Origin of the sequence: Oleisolibacter albus (assembly GCF_003336875.1) — a bacterium.
Classification (GTDB): domain Bacteria; phylum Pseudomonadota; class Alphaproteobacteria; order Azospirillales; family Azospirillaceae; genus Niveispirillum; species Niveispirillum album.
In genome coordinates, this window is sequence record NZ_QGNJ01000011.1 from 35,053 (window position 1) to 54,126 (window position 19,074).

Below are 19,074 nucleotides of genomic sequence, written 5' to 3' on the forward strand. Positions count from 1 at the left end.
GGGGAGCCGCCAACCCCGTCTTTCGCCAGCCCGGAGACCACCGGACGCACATCTGCGATCCCGGCAGAGGCGCTGGAATCAGCGCTGCGGCGCAAAGCCGCACCGCAGCAGCAATATATCGGATCATTGCACCGGATTTTTGCACGATCCACGACGGTTGCTGCGCTGCTTCGGACTGAAAATAAGTCAGTGGCATTGACCTATTTTCTCCCCTACCATCTGCCCCAGATAACAGGGACGGGTGTGGCCAGAAGGCCCGCCACAGGGAAGGGGACGTCGACGATGGCAGACCGCACGCTGGCCACCGTATCGCTGGACGACAAGTACGCCCTCGACAAGGGCCGGGTGTTCATGACCGGGACCCAGGCGCTGGTGCGGCTGCCGCTGCTGCAGCGGCAGCGCGACCGGGCGGCCGGGCGCAACACCGGCGGCTTCATCTCGGGTTATCGCGGCTCGCCGCTGGGCGCCTATGATCAGGCGCTGTGGCAGGCCCGGCGCTTCCTGGCCAACGGCAACATCCAGTTCCAGCCGGGCGTCAATGAGGAGCTGGGAGCCACGGCGGTCTGGGGCAGCCAGCAGGTCAATCTCTGGGGCGGGGCCAAGGTCGATGGCGTCTTCGGTATCTGGTATGGCAAGGGGCCGGGCGTCGACCGTTCCGTCGATGCGCTGAAGCATGCCAATTTCGCCGGCACCAGCCGCTTCGGCGGCGTGCTGGCCATCGCCGGTGACGACCACGCCTCGAAATCCTCCACCCTGCCGCACCAGTCGGACCAGGCCTTCATGCATGCCTTCATGCCGGTCATCAATCCGGCCGGCGTGCAGGAATTCCTGGATTACGGCCTGATCGGCTGGGCGCTGAGCCGCTATGCCGGCCTCTGGGTCGGTTTCACCGCCATCGCCGACACCATCGACACCACGGCCATCGTCCAGGTCGATCCCGAGCGCCTGTCCATCGTCGAGCCCGAGGATTTCGCCCTGCCGCCCGGCGGGCTGAACATCCGCCTGCACGACACGCCGCTGATCCAGGAGGCGCGCATGCTGGACTGGAAGCTGCCGGCCGCCCGCGCCTTCGCCCGCGCCAACCGGCTGGATCGGGTGGTGTTCGGACATGAGCGGCCGCGCCTGGGGCTGGTCACCATCGGCAAGTCCTATCTCGATGTGCGTCAGGCCCTGGAAGAGCTGGGCATCGACGAGGCCATGGCCCGCCGGCTGGGCCTCGGCATCTACAAGGTGGCCATGGCCTGGCCGCTGGAGCCCCAGGGCATCCAGGCCTTCGCCGAGACCACCGAGGAGATCCTGGTGGTGGAGGAGAAGCGCGCCGTCCTGGAAGCGCAGATCAAGGAACAGCTGTTCAACTGGTCCCGCCGCCCCCGCATCCTGGGCAAGACCGACGAGACCGGCCGGCCGCTCTTTACCGAGAAGGCGGAACTGAACCCCATCGACATCGCCCGGGTGCTGGGCCAGCGCCTGCTGGGCTTCGGCCCCGACTCCCACATCGCCGAGCGGCTGGCCCGCATCGAGGCGCAGCAGGCCCGCACCACCGCGGCCGCCACGGTGGCACGCACGCCCTTCTACTGCTCGGGCTGCCCGCACAACACCTCCACCAGGATCCCCGAGGGCAGCCGCGGGCTGGCCGGCATCGGCTGCCACTACATGGTCACCTGGATGGGGCGGAACACCGACCTGTTCAGCCAGATGGGCGGCGAGGGCGTGCATTGGGTCGGCCAGGCCCCGTTCGTGACGGACACCCATGTCTTCGCCAATCTGGGCGACGGCACCTATTTCCACAGCGGCATCCTGGCGGTGCGCGCCGCCGTGGCCGCCAAGGTCAACATCACCTACAAGATCCTCTACAACGACGCCGTGGCCATGACCGGCGGCCAGCCGGTGGACGGCACCCTGTCCGTACACGACATCGCCCAGCAGCTGGATGCGGAGGGCGTCTCCCGCATCGTCGTGGTCAGCGACGGGCCGGAGAAGTACGGGCTGGGCCAGGGCCTGCCCCACGGCACCAAAATCTACCACCGGGATGAGCTGGACCAGGTGCAGCGCGATCTGCGCACCGTGCCCGGCGTCTCCATCCTGATCTATGAGCAGACCTGCGCCGCCGAGAAGCGCCGCCGCCGCAAGCGCGGCAAGTTCCCCGACCCGGCCAAGCGCGTGGTCATCAACGAGCTGGTGTGCGAGGGCTGCGGCGACTGCTCCCAGCAATCCTCCTGCCTGTCCGTCACCCCGGTGGAGACGGAATTCGGCCGCAAGCGCCAGATCGACCAGTCCAGCTGCAACAAGGATTTCTCCTGCCTCAAGGGCTTCTGTCCCAGCTTCGTCACCGTGGAGGGGGGGCAGCTGAAGAAGCCCAGGCCCGCGGCCGGCGGCGCCGATTGGGGCGATCTGCCGGAACCGGCGATCCCCGTGCTGGACCGGCCCTGGAACATCCTGGTCACCGGCATCGGCGGCACCGGCGTCGTCACCATCGGCGCCATCCTGGGCATGGCCACCCATCTGGAGGGCCGCGGCTTCACCGCCATGGACATGGCCGGTCTGGCCCAGAAGGGCGGCAGCGTCACCAGCCATCTGCGCATCGCCGAGCGCCCGGACCAGATCCATGCCAACCGCATCGTCGCCGGCGGCGCCGATCTGGTGCTGGCCGCCGATCTGGTGGTAGCGGCCAATGCCGACGCCCTGTCGAAGATGGCGGCCGGCCGCACCAGCGCCGTGCTGAACCATACCGACACCATCACCGCCGCCTTCCTGACCAACCCCGATGCCACCGTGCCGGGCGACAGCCTGGCCCGCACCGTGAGCCAGGCGGTCGGCGGCGCCGACCGCGTCTTCACCCTGGATGCCACCCGCATCGCCACGGCGCTCTGCGGCGACAGCATCGCCACCAACCTGTTCCTGCTGGGCTATGCCTGGCAGAAGGGGCTGGTGCCCACCTCGGCCGCCGCCATCGAGAAGGCCATCGAGATGAACGGGGCGGCGGTGAAGATGAACACCGATGCCTTCCGCTGGGGCCGCCGCGCCGCCCTGGACCTGCCCCGCGTGCTGGAGGCCGCCTTCCCCAAGGCCGCGGACGGCGACCTCACCGCCCACCGCCGCGTGTCCGACACGCTGGACGAGATGCTGGCCCGCCGGGTGGAGTTCCTGACCGGCTATCAGGACGCCGCCTATGCCGCCCGTTACCGCGCCCTGGTGGAGAAGGTCCGCGCGCGCGAGGCCGCCCTGGCGCCCGGCCGCGAGGATCTGTCCCGCGCCGTGGCCCGCGCCCTGTTCAAGCTGATGGCCTACAAGGACGAGTACGAGGTGGCGCGCCTCTACACCGACACGTCCTTCCTGAAGCAGGTGGCCAGCCAGTTCGAGGGCGATTACCGCCTGAAGTTCCATCTGGCCCCGCCGGCCACGGCCCCGCGCGATCCCGCCAGCGGCCGGCTGGTGAAAAAGGAATACGGTCCCTGGATGCTGACCGGATTCCGCATCCTGGCCCGGCTGAAGCGCCTGCGCGGCACCCGGCTCGACCCGTTCGGCCGCAATCCCGAGCGGGTGATGGAGCGGCAGCTGATCGAGGCGTACCGCGCCGTGGTGGAGGAGCTGCTGTCCGGCCTGACCCCGGCCAACTACGCCCTGGCCGTGGAGATCGCCACCATCCCCGACGCCATCCGCGGCTTCGGTCACGTCAAGGAAGCCAACCTGGCCAAGGCCAAGGCCCGCGAAGCCGACCTCCTCTCCGCCTGGCGCCGCCCCCCGGCGCCGCCGGTGGCTCAGGCGGCGGAATAGGCCGCGGCCATCCCGACCGGCAGTGACACTGGCCGTGCAAAGGCGACGCAAAGGTAACCCCGGGGCGACGCAAAGGCGACTAACGTAACCTTAAGGTGACGCTAAGGTGACGGGTGTTGCGCCGCAAGCCGCTGATTTTATGGGATTGTGGTCCTTAAGGTGACATGGGTCCACATTTTCGTCTCCTGTCGCCTTTGCCGCGCCGTCCGCCTGTCTTTTCACCCTGTCCAAGATCCGGGCCGCCGTCAGGCGGTCCAGATCAGGGAAGCACGAAATAGGATTTTTGTCCACTAGGGGCAGGGGCTGATGCGTTGGCGGCGCGCAGTCAGGGCAGGGCGGCGCCCGGGCGGTTCTGGCCTGCCCGGTCGTCGCGCACGACCGTAATACCGGAGTCCGTCGGGCGCTGGTCGGGAGCGTGGCGGTCGGGAGCGTGGCGGTCCGGAGCGCGGGGGACCGGGGCGGGGGTGTCGGCCGTCCGTGGAACGGGTTCGCCGTCCGGAGCAGACGCGGGCGGGGCGCCGGGGCGGGCGAAGCGGTCGTTGAGCTTGCGCACCTCCGCCAGCACCGTGTCATGGATGCCGCGCAGGCGGCGTTCGGTCCAGCCGCTCCAGCCCTTGGGCCGCTTGCGCAGCAGGGCCCAGCGGGTGGAGGCGACGAAGGCGTCGCGCAGGCGCAGCTGGAAGCCGCCGAACAGCGCCGGCAGCTCCGCCGCCAGCCGCCGGGTCATGAAGCGGGCGGTGACCTGGCGGATCAGCAGCACCGCCAGCAGCAGCCCCACCGCCACCAGACTGGGCCAGGGGCTGTCGAAGATGAGGTCCGGCGGCGGGCCGTAGAACAGCCAGAGCAGCAGCCCGGCGGCCACCGCCGCCGCCAGCGCGGCCCAGGTCACGCCATTGACCACGGTGCGCCAGCGCTTCAGGGCGCGGGTCAGCAGCGGCACCACCTCCTCGCGCAGGTCCTTGGACACCGCCTCCAGCCCGTTGGCCACGCGGTAGCCGCGGATCGACGGCACCTCGCGGATGCGGCGGGCGATCTCCTCCATGTCGCGGGCGCGAATCTCACGCAGGCGGGTGGTGACGGTGCTGCCATCGGCCGCCTTCTCGCTGAACACGGAATAGAAGCGGCCGCCGGCGATGCCGACGCTGGCCAGCGCCCGCTGCCAGGCCCCCACCACCTCCTCCAGATTGTCCTCGCGGCTGGTGGCGTCGATCTGGTTCAGCACGAACAGGAACTTGTTGGCGTCGGCCCGGTCCTTGACCCGGGCCACCAGCTTGTCCAGCGTGTCGCGCATCACCCCCGGCTCGGGCTTGCGCGCATCGAACAGCACCAGCGTCAGGTCGGACAGGTCGAGGATATGGTCGATCAGGCGCAGGGTGGCATCGCGGTACTTGTCGCTGTCGAAGCCGGGGCTGTCCACCAGGATCAGCCCGCGCAGCCGGTCGCTGGGCACGGTCTTCAGGGCCAGATAGCGGTCCACCATCTTGCCCTCGCCGGGGGCCACCTTCTCGATCTCGTTGCCCATGGCGTGAAAGGGGAAGCGGGGATCGGCGTCCAGGGCCGTGCCGGGCAGTTCCCGCAGTTCGGTCCCGTGGCAGAGCACGGTGAACTTGTCGTCCACCGCCTGGTTGCCGGTGCGCTGCACCGTCTGCCCCAGCAGGTCGTTGATGAGGGTGGATTTGCCGGAGGAGTAGAGGCCGACGGCGCTGACCACCGGCCACCAGCCGATGCGGTTGGTCAGCGTCTCCTCCCGCTGCAACAGGCGCATCCGCCGCAGCACCCCGTCCATGCGGGCATAGGCATCGACCAGAGGCACCAGGTCGGGATTCTCGGCCCCCAGATGGCTGCGCAGATTCTTGATGCGGAGGGTGGCGGCGTTGGCCATGGCTCGCGGGTCCCCGTCTGTCGCCCACGCCCCGGACCGGCCGGGACGGACAGGCCCGATCGGCCCCGTCACAAGGATGAACGCGCGAAAGCCCGCGGTGTGCCCATCTGCGAACGAATTCGGCCATGTCCGCCGCGATCGTGACCGGTCACGGCAGTGCAGGGGGTCGGCATGCCGTCCCCCCGGCCGCCGGTGCGCGGGCGGCCGGGGAGGGGTGGGATCAGCCCTTGACCAGCGGACAGGCGCTCTTGTCCAGGGGCAGGAAGGCCTCGTCACCGGGGATGGTGCGGACCAGCGTGTAGTAATCCCACGGCTTCTTGCTGTCCGAGGGCTTCTTGACCTCGAACAGGTACATGTCATGGGTCATGCGGCCGTCGGCGCGGACCTTGCCGCCATTCTCGCCCACGAACACGTCCTTGACCGGCAGCTCCTTCATCTTGGCGGCCACGGCCTTGCCCTCGTCGGTGCCGGCCGCCTGCACGGCCTTGAGATAGTGCAGGACCGAGGAATAGGTGGCGGCCTGGATCATGTTGGGCATGCGCTGCATCTTCTCGAAGTAGCGCTGGGACCATGCCCGGCTTTCGTCGGTGCGGTCCCAATAGAAGCCCTCGGTCAGCGTCAGCCCCTGGGCCGTGGGCAGGCCCAGCGCGTGGGCGTCGGTCAGGGTGAACAGCAGGCCGGCCAGCTTTTGGCCGCCCTGGGTGATGCCGAACTCGGCCGCCTGCTTGATGGCGTTGGTGGTGTCGGTGCCGGCATTGGCCAGGCCGATGACCTGGGCACCGGAGGACTGGGCCTGCAACAGGAACGAGGAGAAATCGGCCGTGTTCAGCGGATGCCGCACCGAGCCGACCACCTTGCCGCCGGCCGCCTTGACGAACTCGCCGGTGTCCTTTTCCAGCTGGTGGCCGAAGGCATAGTCGGCGGTCAGGAAGTACCAGGTCTTGCCGCCGGACTGCACCACGGCGCCGCCGGTGCCCCGCGACAGGGAATAGGTGTCGTAGGCCCAGTGGAAGCCGGTGGGGGAGCAGGCATCCCCGGTCAGGCGCGAGGTGGCGGCCCCGACCACGATATCCACCTTGCCCCGCTCCTTGGCCAGTTCCTGCACGGCCAGGGCCACGGAGGAGGTGGTCAGCTCGCCGATCATGTCCACGCCCTCGGCGTCGAACCACTGGCGGGCCACGGAAACACCGATGTCGGGCTTGTTCTGGTGGTCGGCGCTGACCAGCTCGATCTTCTTGCCCAGCACCGTGCCGCCGAAATCGGCAATGGCCATCTGGGCGGCGGCGACGGAGCCCTTGCCGCCGAAATCGGCATAGGGGCCGGACTGGTCGTTGAGGATGCCGATCTTGACCACATCGCCGGAAATCCCGGCGCCCGCCGCCTGGGCCCAGGCGGCCGGAGCACCGGCCGGTCCGCCGGCCAGCCCCCCGACCAGCGCCAGGGCGGCACCGGCCAGCAGGGTCGTCGCAAAAGATGTGCGCATGCGCGTCTCCTCCCGTGGTGGAACGCAGGGGTTCTTGCGCCGGCGTCCGGTCGGCCCCTGTCGAGCGCCAACTATGCCCAAGGCCGGCCCGGCTTCCAAGGGGACAGACGGCTGATCCTGCAAGATGAATCACTTTTCATGTCCGGGGCGCGGAAGGGTGCTTGCGGCGATCCCCGCCTTGCGGCCTAATGGGCGAACAGGGAAGGAAACGACGGGTCCGCCACGGCGGGCCCGGCAGCGAAGCCGGCACGAAAGCCGGTGGCAAACCCGCACAGGGGGGGACGATGACGGACTACGTCCTGGAGACCCGCGGGCTGACCAAGGAGTTCAAGGGCTTCACCGCGGTGAAGGACCTGGACCTGACGGTCCGTCGCGGCAGCATCCATGCGCTGATCGGCCCCAACGGGGCCGGCAAGACCACGGTCTTCAATCTTCTGACTAAGTTCCTGACGCCGACGGCGGGCCAGATCCTCTATCACGGCGACGACATCACCCATGTGCCGCCGGCCACCATCGCCCGGCGCGGCGTGGTCCGCTCCTTCCAGATCTCGGCCGTATTCCCGCACCTGACGGTGCTGGAGAATGTGCGGGTGGCCCTGCAGCGCAAGACGCCCACCACCTTCCAGTTCTGGCGGTCCGAACGCATCCTGGACGGGCTGAACGAGCGGGCGCGGGATCTGCTGGAGCAGGTGGGCCTGCTGGTGCACGAGGCGGTGCCGGCGGCCGAACTGTCCTATGGGCGCAAGCGGGCGCTGGAGATCGCCACGACCCTGGCGCTGGACCCGGACGTGCTGCTGCTGGACGAGCCCATGGCCGGCATGGGGCATGAGGATGTGGGCCGAACCGCCGACCTGATCCGCCGCGTGGCCGCGGGCCGGACGGTGCTGATGGTGGAGCACAATCTGTCGGTCGTGGCCGACCTGTCCGACCGCATCACCGTGCTGCAACGGGGGGAGATCCTGGCCGAAGGCAGCTATGCCGAGGTCTCCGCCAACCCGGAGGTGCGTGAAGCCTATATGGGGACCGGCCATGCATGAGATGCTGCGCGTCCACGATCTGCACGGCTATTACGGCGAAAGCCATGTGCTGCACGGGGTCGAGTTCACGGTCGACCATGGCGAGGTGGTGACCCTGATCGGCCGCAACGGCGTGGGCAAGACCTCGACGCTGAAGGCCATCATGGGCCTGCTGGACCGCCAGGAGGGCTCGATCCGGGTCCAGGGCGCGGAGCTGATCGGGCGGCGGCCCGACCGCATCGCCCACCAGGGCATCGGCTATGTGCCGGACGACCGCGGCATCTTCGCCAGCCTGTCGGTGGAGGAGAATCTGCTGCTGCCGCCGGAGGTGAAGCCCGGCGGGCTGACGACGGAGGAGGTCTATGCCCTGTTCCCGCGGCTGCGGGAGCGGCGCGGGAGCCAGGGCACCAAACTGTCCGGCGGCGAGCAGCAGATGCTGGCCATCGCCCGCATCCTGCGCACCGGCGCCCGCCTGCTGCTGCTGGACGAGCCGACGGAGGGGCTGGCCCCCGTCATCGTGCAGCAGATCGGGCAGATCATCGCCGGGCTGAAGGCCAAGGGCTTCACCATCCTGCTGGTGGAGCAGAACTTCCATTTCGCCGCCACCCTGGCCGACCGCCATTACGTCATGGAGGACGGGCGGGTGGTGGACATGATCCCCAATGACCAGCTGGAGGCGCAAGCCGACACGCTGGCCCGCTATCTCGGCGTCTAGGGGAAGGGGACAGCCATGATGGACCTGATCGGTATCCCGCCCCAGGCGCTGTTCGGCCAGCTGCTGCTGGGCCTGATCAACGGGGCCTTCTATGCCCTGCTGAGTCTGGGGCTGGCGGTGATCTTCGGCATGCTGGGCGTCATCAACTTCGCCCATGGCGCGCTCTACATGGTGGGGGCCTTCGTCGCCCTGCTGCTGTCGCAGCAGCTGGGGCTGGGCTACTGGCCGGCCCTGATCCTGGCGCCGCTGGCCGTGGCCGGCATCGGCGTGGCGCTGGAGCGCACCATGCTGAAGCGCATCGCCAAGATGGACCCGCTCTACGGGCTGCTGCTGACCTTCGGCGTCGCCCTGGTGATCGAGGGGCTGTTCCGCCACTGGTACGGCGTGTCCGGCCAGCCCTATCCGGTGCCGGCCCTGCTGCAGGGCGGCACCAATCTGGGCTTCATGTATCTGCCGACATACCGGGCCTGGGTGGTGGTCATCAGCCTGATCGTCTGTCTGGGCACCTGGTACGCCATCGAGCGCACCAAGCTGGGGTCCTATCTGCGCGCCGCCACCGAGAAGCCGCAGCTGGCGCAGGCCTTCGGCATCAATGTGCCGCGGCTGGTCACCGTCACCTTCGCCGGGGCCGTGGCGCTGGCCGGGTTCGCCGGGGTGCTGGCGGCGCCCATGTACCAGGTCAACCCGCTGATGGGGTCCAACCTCATCATCGTGGTCTTCGCCGTGGTGGTCATCGGCGGCATGGGCTCGATCCTGGGGGCGGTGCTGACCGGGTTCGGGCTGGGGCTGGTGGAGGGGCTGACCAAGGTCTTCTACCCCGAGGCCGCCAACATCGTGATCTTCGTCATCATGGCCCTGGTGCTTCTGGTGAAGCCCGCCGGCCTGTTCGGGAGGACCGCCTGATGGTTGCCGAGCATACGGGACGCGAAGCCAAGGCCGCCGCCCCGGTGACGGTCAGCGTCGTGCCGGCCCGGTCGCGGGCCGACCGCGCCCTGCCGGTGCTGGCCGGTGCCGTGCTGGTGCTGCTGGTGCTGGCACCGTTCCTGGTCTATCCCGTCTTCCTGATGAAGGCGCTGTGCTTCGCCCTGTTCGCCTGTGCCTTCAACCTGCTGATCGGCTATGGCGGGCTGCTGAGCTTCGGCCATGCCGCCTTCTTCGGCGGGGCCGCCTATGTCACCGCCCATGCCGCCAAGGTCTGGGGCCTGACGCCGGAGCTGGCCCTGCTGGCCGGCATGGCGGCGGCGGGCGTCATGGGGCTGGCCGTGGGCGCGCTGGCCATCCGCCGCCAGGGCATCTATTTCGCCATGACCACGCTGGCCCTGTCGCAGATGGTGTTCTTCGTCTTCCTGCAATCGCCCTTCACCGGCGGCGAGGACGGCATCCAGGCCGTGCCGCGCGGGGCGCTGTTCGGGCTGATCGATCTCAACAGCCCGACGGCCATGTATTTCACCGTGCTGGCCCTGTTCGTCGGCGCCGTGCTGTTCATCCACCGCGTGGTGCATTCGCCCTTCGGCCAGGTGCTGAAGGCCATCCGCGAGAACGAGGCGCGGGCCATCTCGCTGGGATACGACACGGCCCGGTACAAGCTGGGCGCCTTCGTGCTGTCGGCCATGCTGGCCGGGCTGGCCGGCGGGATCAAGGCGCTGGTGTTCCAGCTGGCCACCCTGACCGACGTGCAGTGGCAGATGTCGGGCGAGGTGGTGCTGATGACGCTGCTGGGCGGAATCGGCACCATGAGCGGGCCGGCAGTCGGCGCCTTCGTCGTGGTCATGCTGCAGAACTATCTGGCGGCCACCGGCCTGCCGGTGACGGTGGTCATCGGCGCGGTCTTCGTGGTCTGCGTGCTGCTGTTCCGCCGCGGCATCATGGGCGAGATCGCGCACCGGCTGAAGGTGCGGCTGTAGCCCGGCGCGCGTCCCCCCAATGGGCCGGTTTTCGCCACAAAGGGGTGGCATCCCCTGTCCTGGACCGGGCGGGGGAGTGGAGCATGCGGTGCAGACGGATGGTCCTGCTGGGCATGGTGCTGGGGGTGGGTCTGGGCGGCTGTGCCGCGCCGCCGCCTGTCCCGCCGCCGGTGGCGCCGCAGCGTTTCGGTGCGGCACCGGGCAGCGCCGTGGGCAACTATGCCGGCTATGCCACCGGCCGCATGGTGACGGTCCCCGACGGGCGGCACTGCGAGGAATTCGCCTGGGAGCGGCCGCTGCCCGACAGGCGCATGATCCGGCTGCGCTCGGCCTCCTGCCCGGCCCCGGGTCTGCCCGACCGCTTCGATCTGGTGGATCTGGGCCGGGAGGTCGTGGCCGACACGCGCGATCTGGCGGCGGTGCAGCCGACATTCCCGACCGATCCGGTCACGACCCGCGTTCCCGTGCCGAAGGTGGAGCCGGCGCGCCCCTGACGCCGATCCCCCCGGTGCGGATTGCGCCGACGCGGATCAGGGGGACGGGGATCAGGGGGACGGGGATCAGTAGACCAGCTCGTCCTCGCCCTTGCCGCTGGCGATGACGATTTCGCCGCGGGCGGCCATGTCCTTGGTCAGCTGCACCATGTACATCTGCGCCTCGTCCACGTCGCGCAGACGCACCGGCCCCATGGAGGCCATGTCCTCGCGCATGATCTTGGCCGCGCGTTCGGACATGTTGGTGAAGAACAGGTCCTTCAGCGTGTCCGAGGCGCCCTTCAGCGCCAGCCCCAGCTTCTGCTTGTCCACGCTGCGCAGCAGGGTCTGGATCCCGGCCGGGTCCAGCTTCGACAGATCCTCGAAGGTGAACATCAACGCCCGGATGCGCTCGGCGCTGTCGCGGTTGCGCTCCTCCAGCGCCGCCAGGAAGCGGGCTTCGGTGTTGCGGTCCAGGCTGTTGAAGATCTCCGCCATCATCTCGTGGGCGTCGCGGCGGTTGGTGCGGGCCAGGTTCGACATGAATTCGGTGCGCAGCGTGCGCTCGATGTCGTCGATGACCTCCTTCTGCACCGCCTCCATGCGCAGCATGCGCATGATGACTTCCATGGCGAAGCTCTCGGGCAGGAGTTGCAGCACGCGGCCGGCATGGTCGCCCTTGATCTTCGACATGATCACGGCGACGGTCTGCGGATATTCGTTCTTCAGATAATTGGCCAGGACCTGCTCGTTGACGTTGGTCAGCTTGTCCCACATGGTGCGGCCGGCGGGACCACGGATTTCCTCCATGATCTGGTCGACCTTGTCCTTGGGCAGGACCTTGGTCAGCAGGCGCTCGGTCGAATCGAAGGTGCCGACCAGCGAGCCGGTGGAGCTGATCTGCTCCGCGAACTCCACGAACAGCCGTTCCACGAGATTGGAGCTGACCGAGCCGAGATTGGCCATGGTCTGCGACAGCTCCTTGATCTCGTCATCGCCCATCAGGGAGAACAGCTTGGACGCGATCTCCTCCCCCAGGGCGAGCATGAGGATGGCAGCCTTTTCCGGCCCGGTCAGACCGCGATAGTCTTCGCGAACTCGCATCGCCATGGGGGCAACTCCTGCGGCGCTGGGCCGGTACTCCGAACGGGGTTAGCGCCGCAGGCTAACACACCCGGACGGCGGGGTGAATCCACTGCGAACGGTCAGGACGGCGGCAGCCATCCCCGCGCCCCCATCCTGCGCCGGCGCTGCTGAACAAGGGATTAACCATGCGGCCGGACGCGGCCCCGGGCGGGTGCCCTTGCCAGGGGCGGGATCGGGCGCCATGATCGCTGCCACCCGACCGGACCGGGACGGCCGGCGGCGAAAGGGAGATCGAGAGCATGTCCATGTCCGTGCGCACCGCCGCCCGACCCGTTCCGGGTACCGCCGCCCCGCAGAAGGCCGCCCTGGCCGGCCTGCTTCTGTCGGTCCTGTGTCTTTCCGCGGCGCCAGCCCTGGCCCAGCAGCCGGCGGCCAAGGCCGATATTCCCAAGGCGGTGGCGTGCCAGACCCTGGTGGCCCAGTTCAACGACGCCATCGGCCCCAGCAAGGCCGCCGACGACGCCAAGAAGGCGGCCCGCGACCTGCTGGCCGCCGGCAACAAGGCCTGCAACGAGAAGAACTACGATGCCGGCATCGAGCAGGTGCGCCAGGCCCTGACCACCATCGCCGTCAAGCCCGTCGCCTGACCCCCGGCAGGCCGCCATGCAGACCCGTCCGCTCGCGGCCGCCCAGACCGCCCTCGACCAGCTGATCCGGCAGCGGCCCCTGGACCGGCCGCAGGAGCTGGAGACCGCCGCGGCCCTGGGCCGCGTGCTGGCGCGCGACGTGGCGGCCCCGCTGGCGCTGCCGCCGGCGGCGCGGGCCGCGGTGGACGGTTTCGCCCTGCGGGCGGAGGACAGTGTCGGCGCCAGCGCCTACAACCCGGCCACCCTGACATTGCAGATGCCGGACATGGCCTGCCTGCCCGGCACGGTCCTGCCCGTCACCGCGGGCTGGCCCCTGCCGGCGGGGGCCGACGCCGTGCTGCCGCTGCATCTGGCCCAGCTGGCCGGGGGCGTGCTGGAGGTGCTGGCCAATCTGGCCGCCGGCGACGGGGTGGAGCGGCCGGGACAGGATGTGGCGGCGGGCGCCGTCGTGCTGGAGGCCGGCCGGCGGCTGCGCAGCATGGATCTGACGCTGGCCACGGCGCTGGGCCTGTCCAGCCTGCCCGTGCGGCCGCAGCCGCGGGTGCGCCTGATCTCCGCCAGCCGGCATCTGGTCGCCGCCGGCCCGGCGGCGCTGCCGGACAGTGTCGATGCGGCGGGGCTGCTCTATCCCGGCCTGATCGCCCGCGACGGCGGCGTGCTGGAGCGCCATGTGCGGCCGGCGGGGGCGGGACAGCCGGTGGACCTGCGGGCGGCGCTGACCGATCCCGGTGCCGACCTGATCCTGGTCTGCGGCGGGGCCAGCCCCGGCTCGCTGGACCGGTCAGCCATCCTGCTAGCCGGGGTGGGGGAGCTGGACTGGCAGGGTGTGGCCCTGCGGCCCGGCGAACTGGCCGGGGCCGGCCATGTGGACGGGGTGCCGGTCCTGCTGCTGCCGGGCAGCCCGGCGGCGGGCTTGACCGCCTATGAGCTGCTGGCCGGGCGGGCCGTGCGCCGGCTGGCCGGGCTGGACCCGGCCCTGCCGCACCGGCGGGTGCGCCTGCCGCTGGGCGGGCGCAAGCTGACCTCTGAGATCGGGGTGGTGGAGCTGGTGCCGGTGCGGCTGGCCGGACAGTCGGTGCTGCCGCTGCCGCTGGGCTTCGGGCTGGGTACGCTGGTCCAGGCCGACGGCTTCGTGCTGGTGCCGGCGGCGGCGGAGGGCTATGCCCCCGGCACCCCGGTGGAGGTTCATCTGTTCGATGCCGCGGATCTGTGACGCCGGCGGTGTCAGGTTGGGGATGCATGTGATGTCCGAGTCCGATCCCGGCGCCTTCCTGCGCCGCGCCGCCCGGCAGGAGCAGTTCCTGGCCGTGGTCGACCGGGAGGAGGCCACGCGCCGGTTCCATGCCCATCTGGACCTGACGCCGCGGCACGAGACAGTGGCGCTGGATGCCGCCCTGGACCGGGTGCTGGCGGCGGATGTGCGGGCCGGCGTGGACGTGCCGCTGTTCGACCGTTCGGGCGTGGACGGCTTCGCCCTGCGCGCCGCCGATACGGCCACGGCTTCGGACACAGCACCGGTGCGGCTGCGCCTGAACCCGGAGGTGCTGGCCTGCGGTGTGGCGCCCACGGGCGCGGTGGCCGCCGGCACGGCCACGGTCATCGCCACCGGCGGCATGGTCCCGCGCGGGGCCGACGCCGTGGTCATGGTCGAGCACACCGATCTGGAGGAGGCGGCGGACGGGCTGTGGCTGCATCTGCGCCGGGCGGCGGCACCGGGCCAGTTCATCGCGTCCGCCGGCAGCGACATCGGCCGGGGCGAGACGGTGCTGCGCCGGGGACAGCGGCTGACCAGCCGCGAGATCGGCGTGCTGGCCGCCATCGGCCAGGCGGAGGTGACGGCGGTGCGGCGGCCCCGGGTCGCCATCCTGTCCACCGGCGACGAGATCGTGGCGCCGGGCCAGCCGATCCGGCCGGGCGCCGTCTATGACAGCAATGCCGCCATCCTGGCCGCCGCCGTGCGCGAGGCCGGGGGCGAGCCGGTGCCGCTGGGCATCGCCGGCGACGACGAGACGGTGCTGGCGGCCAGGGTGCGGCAGGGGCTGGACGGCGCCGATCTGCTGCTGCTGTCCGGCGGCACCTCGAAGGGGGCGGGCGATGTCAGCCACCGCATCATCGCCGGGCTGGGGCCGCCCGGCATCCTGGTGCATGGCGTGGCCATCAAGCCGGGCAAGCCGGTCTGTCTGGCCGTGGTCGAGGGCAAGCCGCTGGTGCTGCTGCCGGGATTCCCCACCAGCGCCATTTTCACCTTCCATGAATTCGTGGCCCCGGTGATCCGGGCCCTGGCCGGGCTGCCGGCCGCGGCGGCGGAGACGGTGGAGGCGGTGCTGCCGCTGCGCCTGCCGTCGGAGCGGGGCCGCACCGAATATGTCATGGCCGGGCTGGTGCGGACCGAGGCGGGGCTGGCCGCCTATCCCCTGGCCAAGGGGTCGGGCGCCGTCACCGGCTTCGCCCAGGCCGACGGCTTCTTCGCCGTGCCGGCGCAGACCGAGATGGTGGAGGCCGGGACACGGGTCACGGTCCAGCTGATCGGCCATGACCTGAAGCCGGCCGATCTGGTCATCATCGGCAGCCATTGCGTCGGGCTGGACCTGCTGCTGGGGGCGCTGCCCGGCCTGTCGGTGCGGCTGCTGGCCGTGGGCAGCATGGGCGGGCTGGCCGCGGCCCGGCGCGGCGAGTGCGATCTGGCCCCGATCCACCTGATGGACCCGCAGAGCGGCCGCTACAATGTCGATTTCCTGGCGCCGGGGCTGGAGCTGGTGCGCGGCTACGGCCGGCGGCAGGGGCTGGTGTTCCGGCCCGGCGATCCCCGTTTCGCCGGCCAGGAGGATGCGGCGGCGGCGGTGCGGGCGGCGCTGGCCGATCCCGACTGCCTGATGGTCAACCGCAATGCCGGGGCCGGCACGCGCATCCTGCTGGACCGGCTGCTGGCCGGGGTGCGGCCGCCGGGCTACTGGAACCAGGCCCGCTCCCACAATGCCGTGGCCGCCGCCGTGGCCCAGGACCGCGCCGACTGGGGCATGGCCATCGACACGGTGGCCCGCGACTATGGGCTGGGCTTCCTGCCGGTGCAGGACGAGCAGTACGACTTCGTGGTGCCGCAGGCGCGGCGCGACAGGCCGGCGGTGCAACGGTTCCTGTCGTTGCTGACCGAAGCCGGCATGCGCGGCCGTCTGGCCGCGCTGGGCTTCAAACCGGGAGAGCCGACATGAACCAGGATGTCTTCAACATCGAGCTGCGCAAATTCCTGAAACAGGTGGGCGTGACCAGCCAGCGCGCCATCGAGCAGGCCGTGGCCCAGGCCCTGGCCGAGGGGCGCCTGAGCGGGAGCGAGACGCTGAAGGCCCGGATGGTGCTGACGGTGGAGGCGGCCGGCCTGACCCATGAGGTGGTGGACGAGATTGCGCTGGACTAGGCGGCGTCCTCTCGCGGCCGTCCTGGCGGCGGCGCTGGCGCTGCTGGCGGGGCCGGCGGCGGCGGAATTCGTCGGCCATGGCGGGCCGGTGCGCGGCCTGGCCCTGACCCCGGACGGCCACACGCTGCTGAGCGCCAGCTTCGACTATTCGGTGATCCGCTGGAACCTGGAGACCGGGGCGGCCGAGGCCGTGCTCTATGGCCATGACGCGGCGGTCAACGCCGTGGCGCCGGTGCCGGGCGGGTTCGTCAGCGCCAGCGACGATGGCAGCCTGGCCCTGTGGTCCTTCGACCGGGCCACGCCGGTCCGGCGGCTGACCGGGCATGCCGGCCGGGTGGTGGCGCTGGCGGTGTCGCCGGACGGCCGCCGCGCGGCCTCGGCCGCCTGGGACCGGAGCGTGCGGCTGTGGGACCTGGAGACGGGGGCGGCGATCCGCACGCTGGAGGGGCACCGCGGGCCGGTCGATGCCGTGGCCTTCACCCCCGACGGCACCCTGCTGGCCAGCGCCGGGGCCGACGGGACCGTGCGGCTGTGGCGCGTGGCAGACGGAACCGCACTGGCGACCCTGGCCGGCAGCGGCACCGCCATCCATGCGCTGGCCCTGTCGCCGGACGGGACGAGGCTGGCCGCCGCCGGGGCGGACGGTGCCGTGCGGATCTGGCCGCTGCCGGGGGGCCGGGCGGCCGCACCGGGACCGGAGACCGGGCCGGAGACGGTGCTGACGGCCCCGGTGCCGGGGCCGCTGCTGGCGCTGGCCTGGTCCGGCCCGCATCTGGCCGCCACCGGCATCGACGGGGCGGTGACGGTGTGGCAGGGACAGGCGGTGCGCTGGCGCCTGGGCGGCGACCGCGGACCGCTGTGGGCCGTGGCCTTCTCCGCCGATGGCGGCACGGTGCTGGCCGGCGGCACTGACCGCATGATCCGGCAATGGAGCCTGGAGACGGGGCGGGAACGCGATGCGCCGGTGGCCGTGCGCGCCCTGCCGGCCGAGGCCGGACTGCCCGCAGACCCGGTGGGGGAGCGGCTGTGGAAGCGCTGTTCCGCCTGCCATACGCTGACACCGGACGGGGGCAACCGGGCGGGGCCGACGCTGTACGGCGTCATCGGTCGGCCCATGGGCGCCGTTCCCGGCTACCCTTATTCCCCGGCCTTCCGCAGCGGCCACATCGTCTGGACCGAGGCGGCCATCGACGATCTGTTCGCCCGCGGCCCCGACACGGTCACCCCCGGCACCAAGATGCCGGTGCAGACCATCCCCGACCCGGCCGAGCGGGCGGCCCTGATCGCCTTCATCAAGCGGGCCGGGGCGGGCCGGTGACCCTGCGCACGGCTTCTGGACAAGGGGCGGCCGGTCATGGTCAATCCTGCGCAGGTTGCAAATGGAGGACCCATGGCGGGGATCGATGCGCTGCTGTCTCCGGTGATCCTGTTCTTCGTGCTGGGCGCGGCGGCGGCCTTCGCCCGCTCCGATCTGGCCATTCCCGAGGCGGTGGCGAAGGGCATCTCGCTCTATCTGATGGCGGCCATCGGCCTCAAGGGCGGGGTGCAGGTGGCGGCCAGCGGCCTGTCCACCGACATGGCCCTGGCCGCGGCGGCCGGGCTGGCGCTGAGCTGCCTGCTGCCGCTGCCGGCCTATGCCGCCCTGCGCCTGTTCGGGCGGCTGGACGGGGTCAATGCCGCCGCGGTCGCCGCCCATTACGGCTCGGTCTCCGTCGTCACCTTCGTCACCGGGGCCGAGGTGCTGACCAGCGCCGGGCATCCGCCGGCCGGCTATATGGTGGCGGTGCTGGCGCTGATGGAGACGCCGGCCATCATCGTCGGCCTGATGCTGGCCCGCCGCGCCGCCCGGGTCGAGGCGCAGCCCAAGGGCGCCCTGCTGCATGAGACGCTGCTGAACGGCTCGGTCGTGCTGCTGACCGGCAGTTTCGTGATCGGGCTGGTGGCCGGCAAGCCCGGCTTTGCCCCCATCGCGCCGGTGTTCGAGACGGCCTTCCGCGGCGTCCTTTGCCTGTTCCTGCTGGATATGGGGCTGGTGGCCGCCCGCCGCCTGCGCGAGGCGCGGGCGCTGACGGCGCGGCTGGCGCTGCTGGGGCTGCTGTTCCCGCTGGTCCATGGCAGCATCGGCGTGCTGCTGGGCAGCGCGCTGGGGCTGGAGGCGGGATCGGCGGCGGCGCTGGGCATCCTGGCGGCCAGCGCCTCCTACATCGCCGTGCCGGCGGCCATGCGCCTGGCCCTTCCCCAGGCCGATCCGGGGCTTTATCTTGCCATGTCCCTGGCGGTGACCTTCCCCTTCAACATCACGGTGGGGCTCCCGCTCTACACCGCCCTTGCCCTGCGGATGGCCAGCCCATGACCGGAACCGTTCCCCGCCGCAAGATCGAAGTGCTGGTGGATGCGCCGCTGCTGCCGCGCCTGACCGCCCTGGCCGCGGCGGCCGGCGTGACCAGCTACACCCTGTTCCCCGCCCTGGGCGGCAGCGGTGCCGGCGGGCGCTGGAGCGAGGATCAGGTGACCGGCGCCCAGTCGAAGCTGCTGTTCATGGCGCTGATGGCCGAGGAAAAGGCCCAGACCCTGGTCGCCGCCCTGGAGCCGCTGCTGGAAAGCCACGGGCTGCTGCTGATGAGCAGCCGGGTCGAGGTGGTGCGCGGCGGCAAGTTCTGAGCGGGGGCTTGCCGCCGCACT

General features: G+C 70.8%; 16 protein-coding genes. 13 read left to right on the forward strand and 3 right to left on the reverse strand.

What is annotated here, in order from left to right; all coding sequences use genetic code 11:
* The first annotated feature begins 282 nt into the window (after positions 1 to 282).
* Positions 283 to 3,774 (forward strand): indolepyruvate ferredoxin oxidoreductase family protein, encoded by a 3,492-nt coding sequence (locus DK368_RS15050; RefSeq protein ID WP_114394797.1) that lies wholly within the window; start codon positions 283 to 285, stop codon positions 3,772 to 3,774.
* Between the two features lie 325 nt (positions 3,775 to 4,099).
* On the opposite strand, the gene DK368_RS15055 is transcribed toward DK368_RS15050, so the two are convergent.
* Positions 4,100 to 5,656: a dynamin family protein gene (locus DK368_RS15055; protein WP_114394798.1), complete on the reverse strand. Its 1,557-nt coding sequence runs from the start codon at positions 5,654 to 5,656 to the stop codon at positions 4,100 to 4,102.
* Positions 5,657 to 5,876: 220 nt separating this feature from the next.
* A complete protein-coding gene (locus DK368_RS15060) occupies positions 5,877 to 7,139 on the reverse strand; it encodes an ABC transporter substrate-binding protein (RefSeq protein WP_114394799.1) in 1,263 nt (420 codons plus the stop codon).
* A gap of 284 nt (positions 7,140 to 7,423) precedes the next feature.
* Here DK368_RS15060 and DK368_RS15065 point away from each other — a divergent pair, with 284 nt between their 5' ends.
* The 5 genes from DK368_RS15065 to DK368_RS15085 all read left to right on the forward strand — a co-directional run bounded on the left by DK368_RS15065 (position 7,424) and on the right by DK368_RS15085 (position 11,268).
* A complete protein-coding gene (locus DK368_RS15065; RefSeq protein ID WP_114394800.1) occupies positions 7,424 to 8,176 on the forward strand; it encodes an ABC transporter ATP-binding protein in 753 nt (250 codons plus the stop codon).
* Positions 8,169 to 8,870 carry an ABC transporter ATP-binding protein gene (locus DK368_RS15070; protein ID WP_205028248.1) on the forward strand — a complete coding sequence of 234 codons (702 nt, stop codon included), beginning with the start codon at positions 8,169 to 8,171 and terminating at the stop codon, positions 8,868 to 8,870. The genes DK368_RS15065 and DK368_RS15070 overlap by 8 nt, the downstream gene beginning before the upstream one ends.
* A gap of 15 nt (positions 8,871 to 8,885) precedes the next feature.
* Positions 8,886 to 9,773: a branched-chain amino acid ABC transporter permease gene (locus DK368_RS15075; RefSeq protein WP_114394801.1), complete on the forward strand. Its 888-nt coding sequence runs from the start codon at positions 8,886 to 8,888 to the stop codon at positions 9,771 to 9,773.
* The gene (locus tag DK368_RS15080) at positions 9,773 to 10,774 is read left to right on the forward strand and encodes a branched-chain amino acid ABC transporter permease (RefSeq protein WP_114394802.1); all 1,002 of its coding nucleotides are present in this window, start codon (positions 9,773 to 9,775) and stop codon (positions 10,772 to 10,774) included. Before DK368_RS15075 ends, DK368_RS15080 begins: the two co-directional genes overlap by 1 nt.
* Before the next feature lie 83 nt (positions 10,775 to 10,857).
* The gene (locus tag DK368_RS15085) at positions 10,858 to 11,268 is read left to right on the forward strand and encodes a hypothetical protein (RefSeq protein WP_155524593.1); all 411 of its coding nucleotides are present in this window, start codon (positions 10,858 to 10,860) and stop codon (positions 11,266 to 11,268) included.
* A gap of 66 nt (positions 11,269 to 11,334) precedes the next feature.
* Here DK368_RS15085 and fliG read toward each other — a convergent pair whose 3' ends face one another.
* Complete coding sequence (gene fliG / locus DK368_RS15090; RefSeq protein ID WP_114394804.1) at positions 11,335 to 12,357, reverse strand: flagellar motor switch protein FliG; 1,023 nt, start codon at positions 12,355 to 12,357, stop codon at positions 11,335 to 11,337.
* Between the two features lie 275 nt (positions 12,358 to 12,632).
* Here fliG and DK368_RS15095 point away from each other — a divergent pair, with 275 nt between their 5' ends.
* The 7 genes from DK368_RS15095 (at position 12,633) to DK368_RS15125 (ending at position 19,053) form a co-directional block, all read left to right on the forward strand.
* Positions 12,633 to 12,980, forward strand: coding sequence for a hypothetical protein (locus tag DK368_RS15095; protein ID WP_114394805.1), 348 nt, complete (start codon positions 12,633 to 12,635; stop codon positions 12,978 to 12,980).
* Between the two features lie 16 nt (positions 12,981 to 12,996).
* On the forward strand, positions 12,997 to 14,193 hold the full coding sequence (locus tag DK368_RS22315) for a molybdopterin-binding protein (protein WP_114394806.1): 1,197 nt from the start codon (positions 12,997 to 12,999) through the stop codon (positions 14,191 to 14,193).
* A gap of 31 nt (positions 14,194 to 14,224) precedes the next feature.
* On the forward strand, positions 14,225 to 16,189 hold the full coding sequence (locus DK368_RS15105) for a molybdopterin biosynthesis protein (RefSeq protein ID WP_114394887.1): 1,965 nt from the start codon (positions 14,225 to 14,227) through the stop codon (positions 16,187 to 16,189).
* Positions 16,186 to 16,392, forward strand: a complete 207-nt coding sequence (locus tag DK368_RS15110) for a DUF6494 family protein (RefSeq protein WP_114394807.1) — start codon at positions 16,186 to 16,188, stop codon at positions 16,390 to 16,392. Before DK368_RS15105 ends, DK368_RS15110 begins: the two co-directional genes overlap by 4 nt.
* Complete coding sequence (locus DK368_RS15115) at positions 16,379 to 17,710, forward strand: c-type cytochrome (protein WP_205028250.1); 1,332 nt, start codon at positions 16,379 to 16,381, stop codon at positions 17,708 to 17,710. The genes DK368_RS15110 and DK368_RS15115 overlap by 14 nt, the downstream gene beginning before the upstream one ends.
* Before the next feature lie 72 nt (positions 17,711 to 17,782).
* On the forward strand, positions 17,783 to 18,745 hold the full coding sequence (locus DK368_RS15120; RefSeq protein WP_114394809.1) for a sodium-dependent bicarbonate transport family permease: 963 nt from the start codon (positions 17,783 to 17,785) through the stop codon (positions 18,743 to 18,745).
* Positions 18,742 to 19,053 (forward strand): P-II family nitrogen regulator, encoded by a 312-nt coding sequence (locus DK368_RS15125; RefSeq protein WP_114394810.1) that lies wholly within the window; start codon positions 18,742 to 18,744, stop codon positions 19,051 to 19,053. Before DK368_RS15120 ends, DK368_RS15125 begins: the two co-directional genes overlap by 4 nt.
* The last annotated feature ends 21 nt before the right edge of the window (positions 19,054 to 19,074 follow it).

Coding starts and splice junctions, on each gene's coding strand:
- DK368_RS15050 (WP_114394797.1), top strand. CDS start 283: ATGGCAGACCGCACGCTGGCCACCGTATCGCTGGACGACAAGTACGCC.
- DK368_RS15055 (WP_114394798.1), bottom strand. CDS start 5,656: ATGGCCAACGCCGCCACCCTCCGCATCAAGAATCTGCGCAGCCATCTG.
- DK368_RS15060 (WP_114394799.1), bottom strand. CDS start 7,139: ATGCGCACATCTTTTGCGACGACCCTGCTGGCCGGTGCCGCCCTGGCG.
- DK368_RS15065 (WP_114394800.1), top strand. CDS start 7,424: ATGACGGACTACGTCCTGGAGACCCGCGGGCTGACCAAGGAGTTCAAG.
- DK368_RS15070 (WP_205028248.1), top strand. CDS start 8,169: ATGCATGAGATGCTGCGCGTCCACGATCTGCACGGCTATTACGGCGAA.
- DK368_RS15075 (WP_114394801.1), top strand. CDS start 8,886: ATGATGGACCTGATCGGTATCCCGCCCCAGGCGCTGTTCGGCCAGCTG.
- DK368_RS15080 (WP_114394802.1), top strand. CDS start 9,773: ATGGTTGCCGAGCATACGGGACGCGAAGCCAAGGCCGCCGCCCCGGTG.
- DK368_RS15085 (WP_155524593.1), top strand. CDS start 10,858: ATGCGGTGCAGACGGATGGTCCTGCTGGGCATGGTGCTGGGGGTGGGT.
- fliG (WP_114394804.1), bottom strand. CDS start 12,357: ATGGCGATGCGAGTTCGCGAAGACTATCGCGGTCTGACCGGGCCGGAA.
- DK368_RS15095 (WP_114394805.1), top strand. CDS start 12,633: ATGTCCATGTCCGTGCGCACCGCCGCCCGACCCGTTCCGGGTACCGCC.
- DK368_RS22315 (WP_114394806.1), top strand. CDS start 12,997: ATGCAGACCCGTCCGCTCGCGGCCGCCCAGACCGCCCTCGACCAGCTG.
- DK368_RS15105 (WP_114394887.1), top strand. CDS start 14,225: ATGTCCGAGTCCGATCCCGGCGCCTTCCTGCGCCGCGCCGCCCGGCAG.
- DK368_RS15110 (WP_114394807.1), top strand. CDS start 16,186: ATGAACCAGGATGTCTTCAACATCGAGCTGCGCAAATTCCTGAAACAG.
- DK368_RS15120 (WP_114394809.1), top strand. CDS start 17,783: ATGGCGGGGATCGATGCGCTGCTGTCTCCGGTGATCCTGTTCTTCGTG.
- DK368_RS15125 (WP_114394810.1), top strand. CDS start 18,742: ATGACCGGAACCGTTCCCCGCCGCAAGATCGAAGTGCTGGTGGATGCG.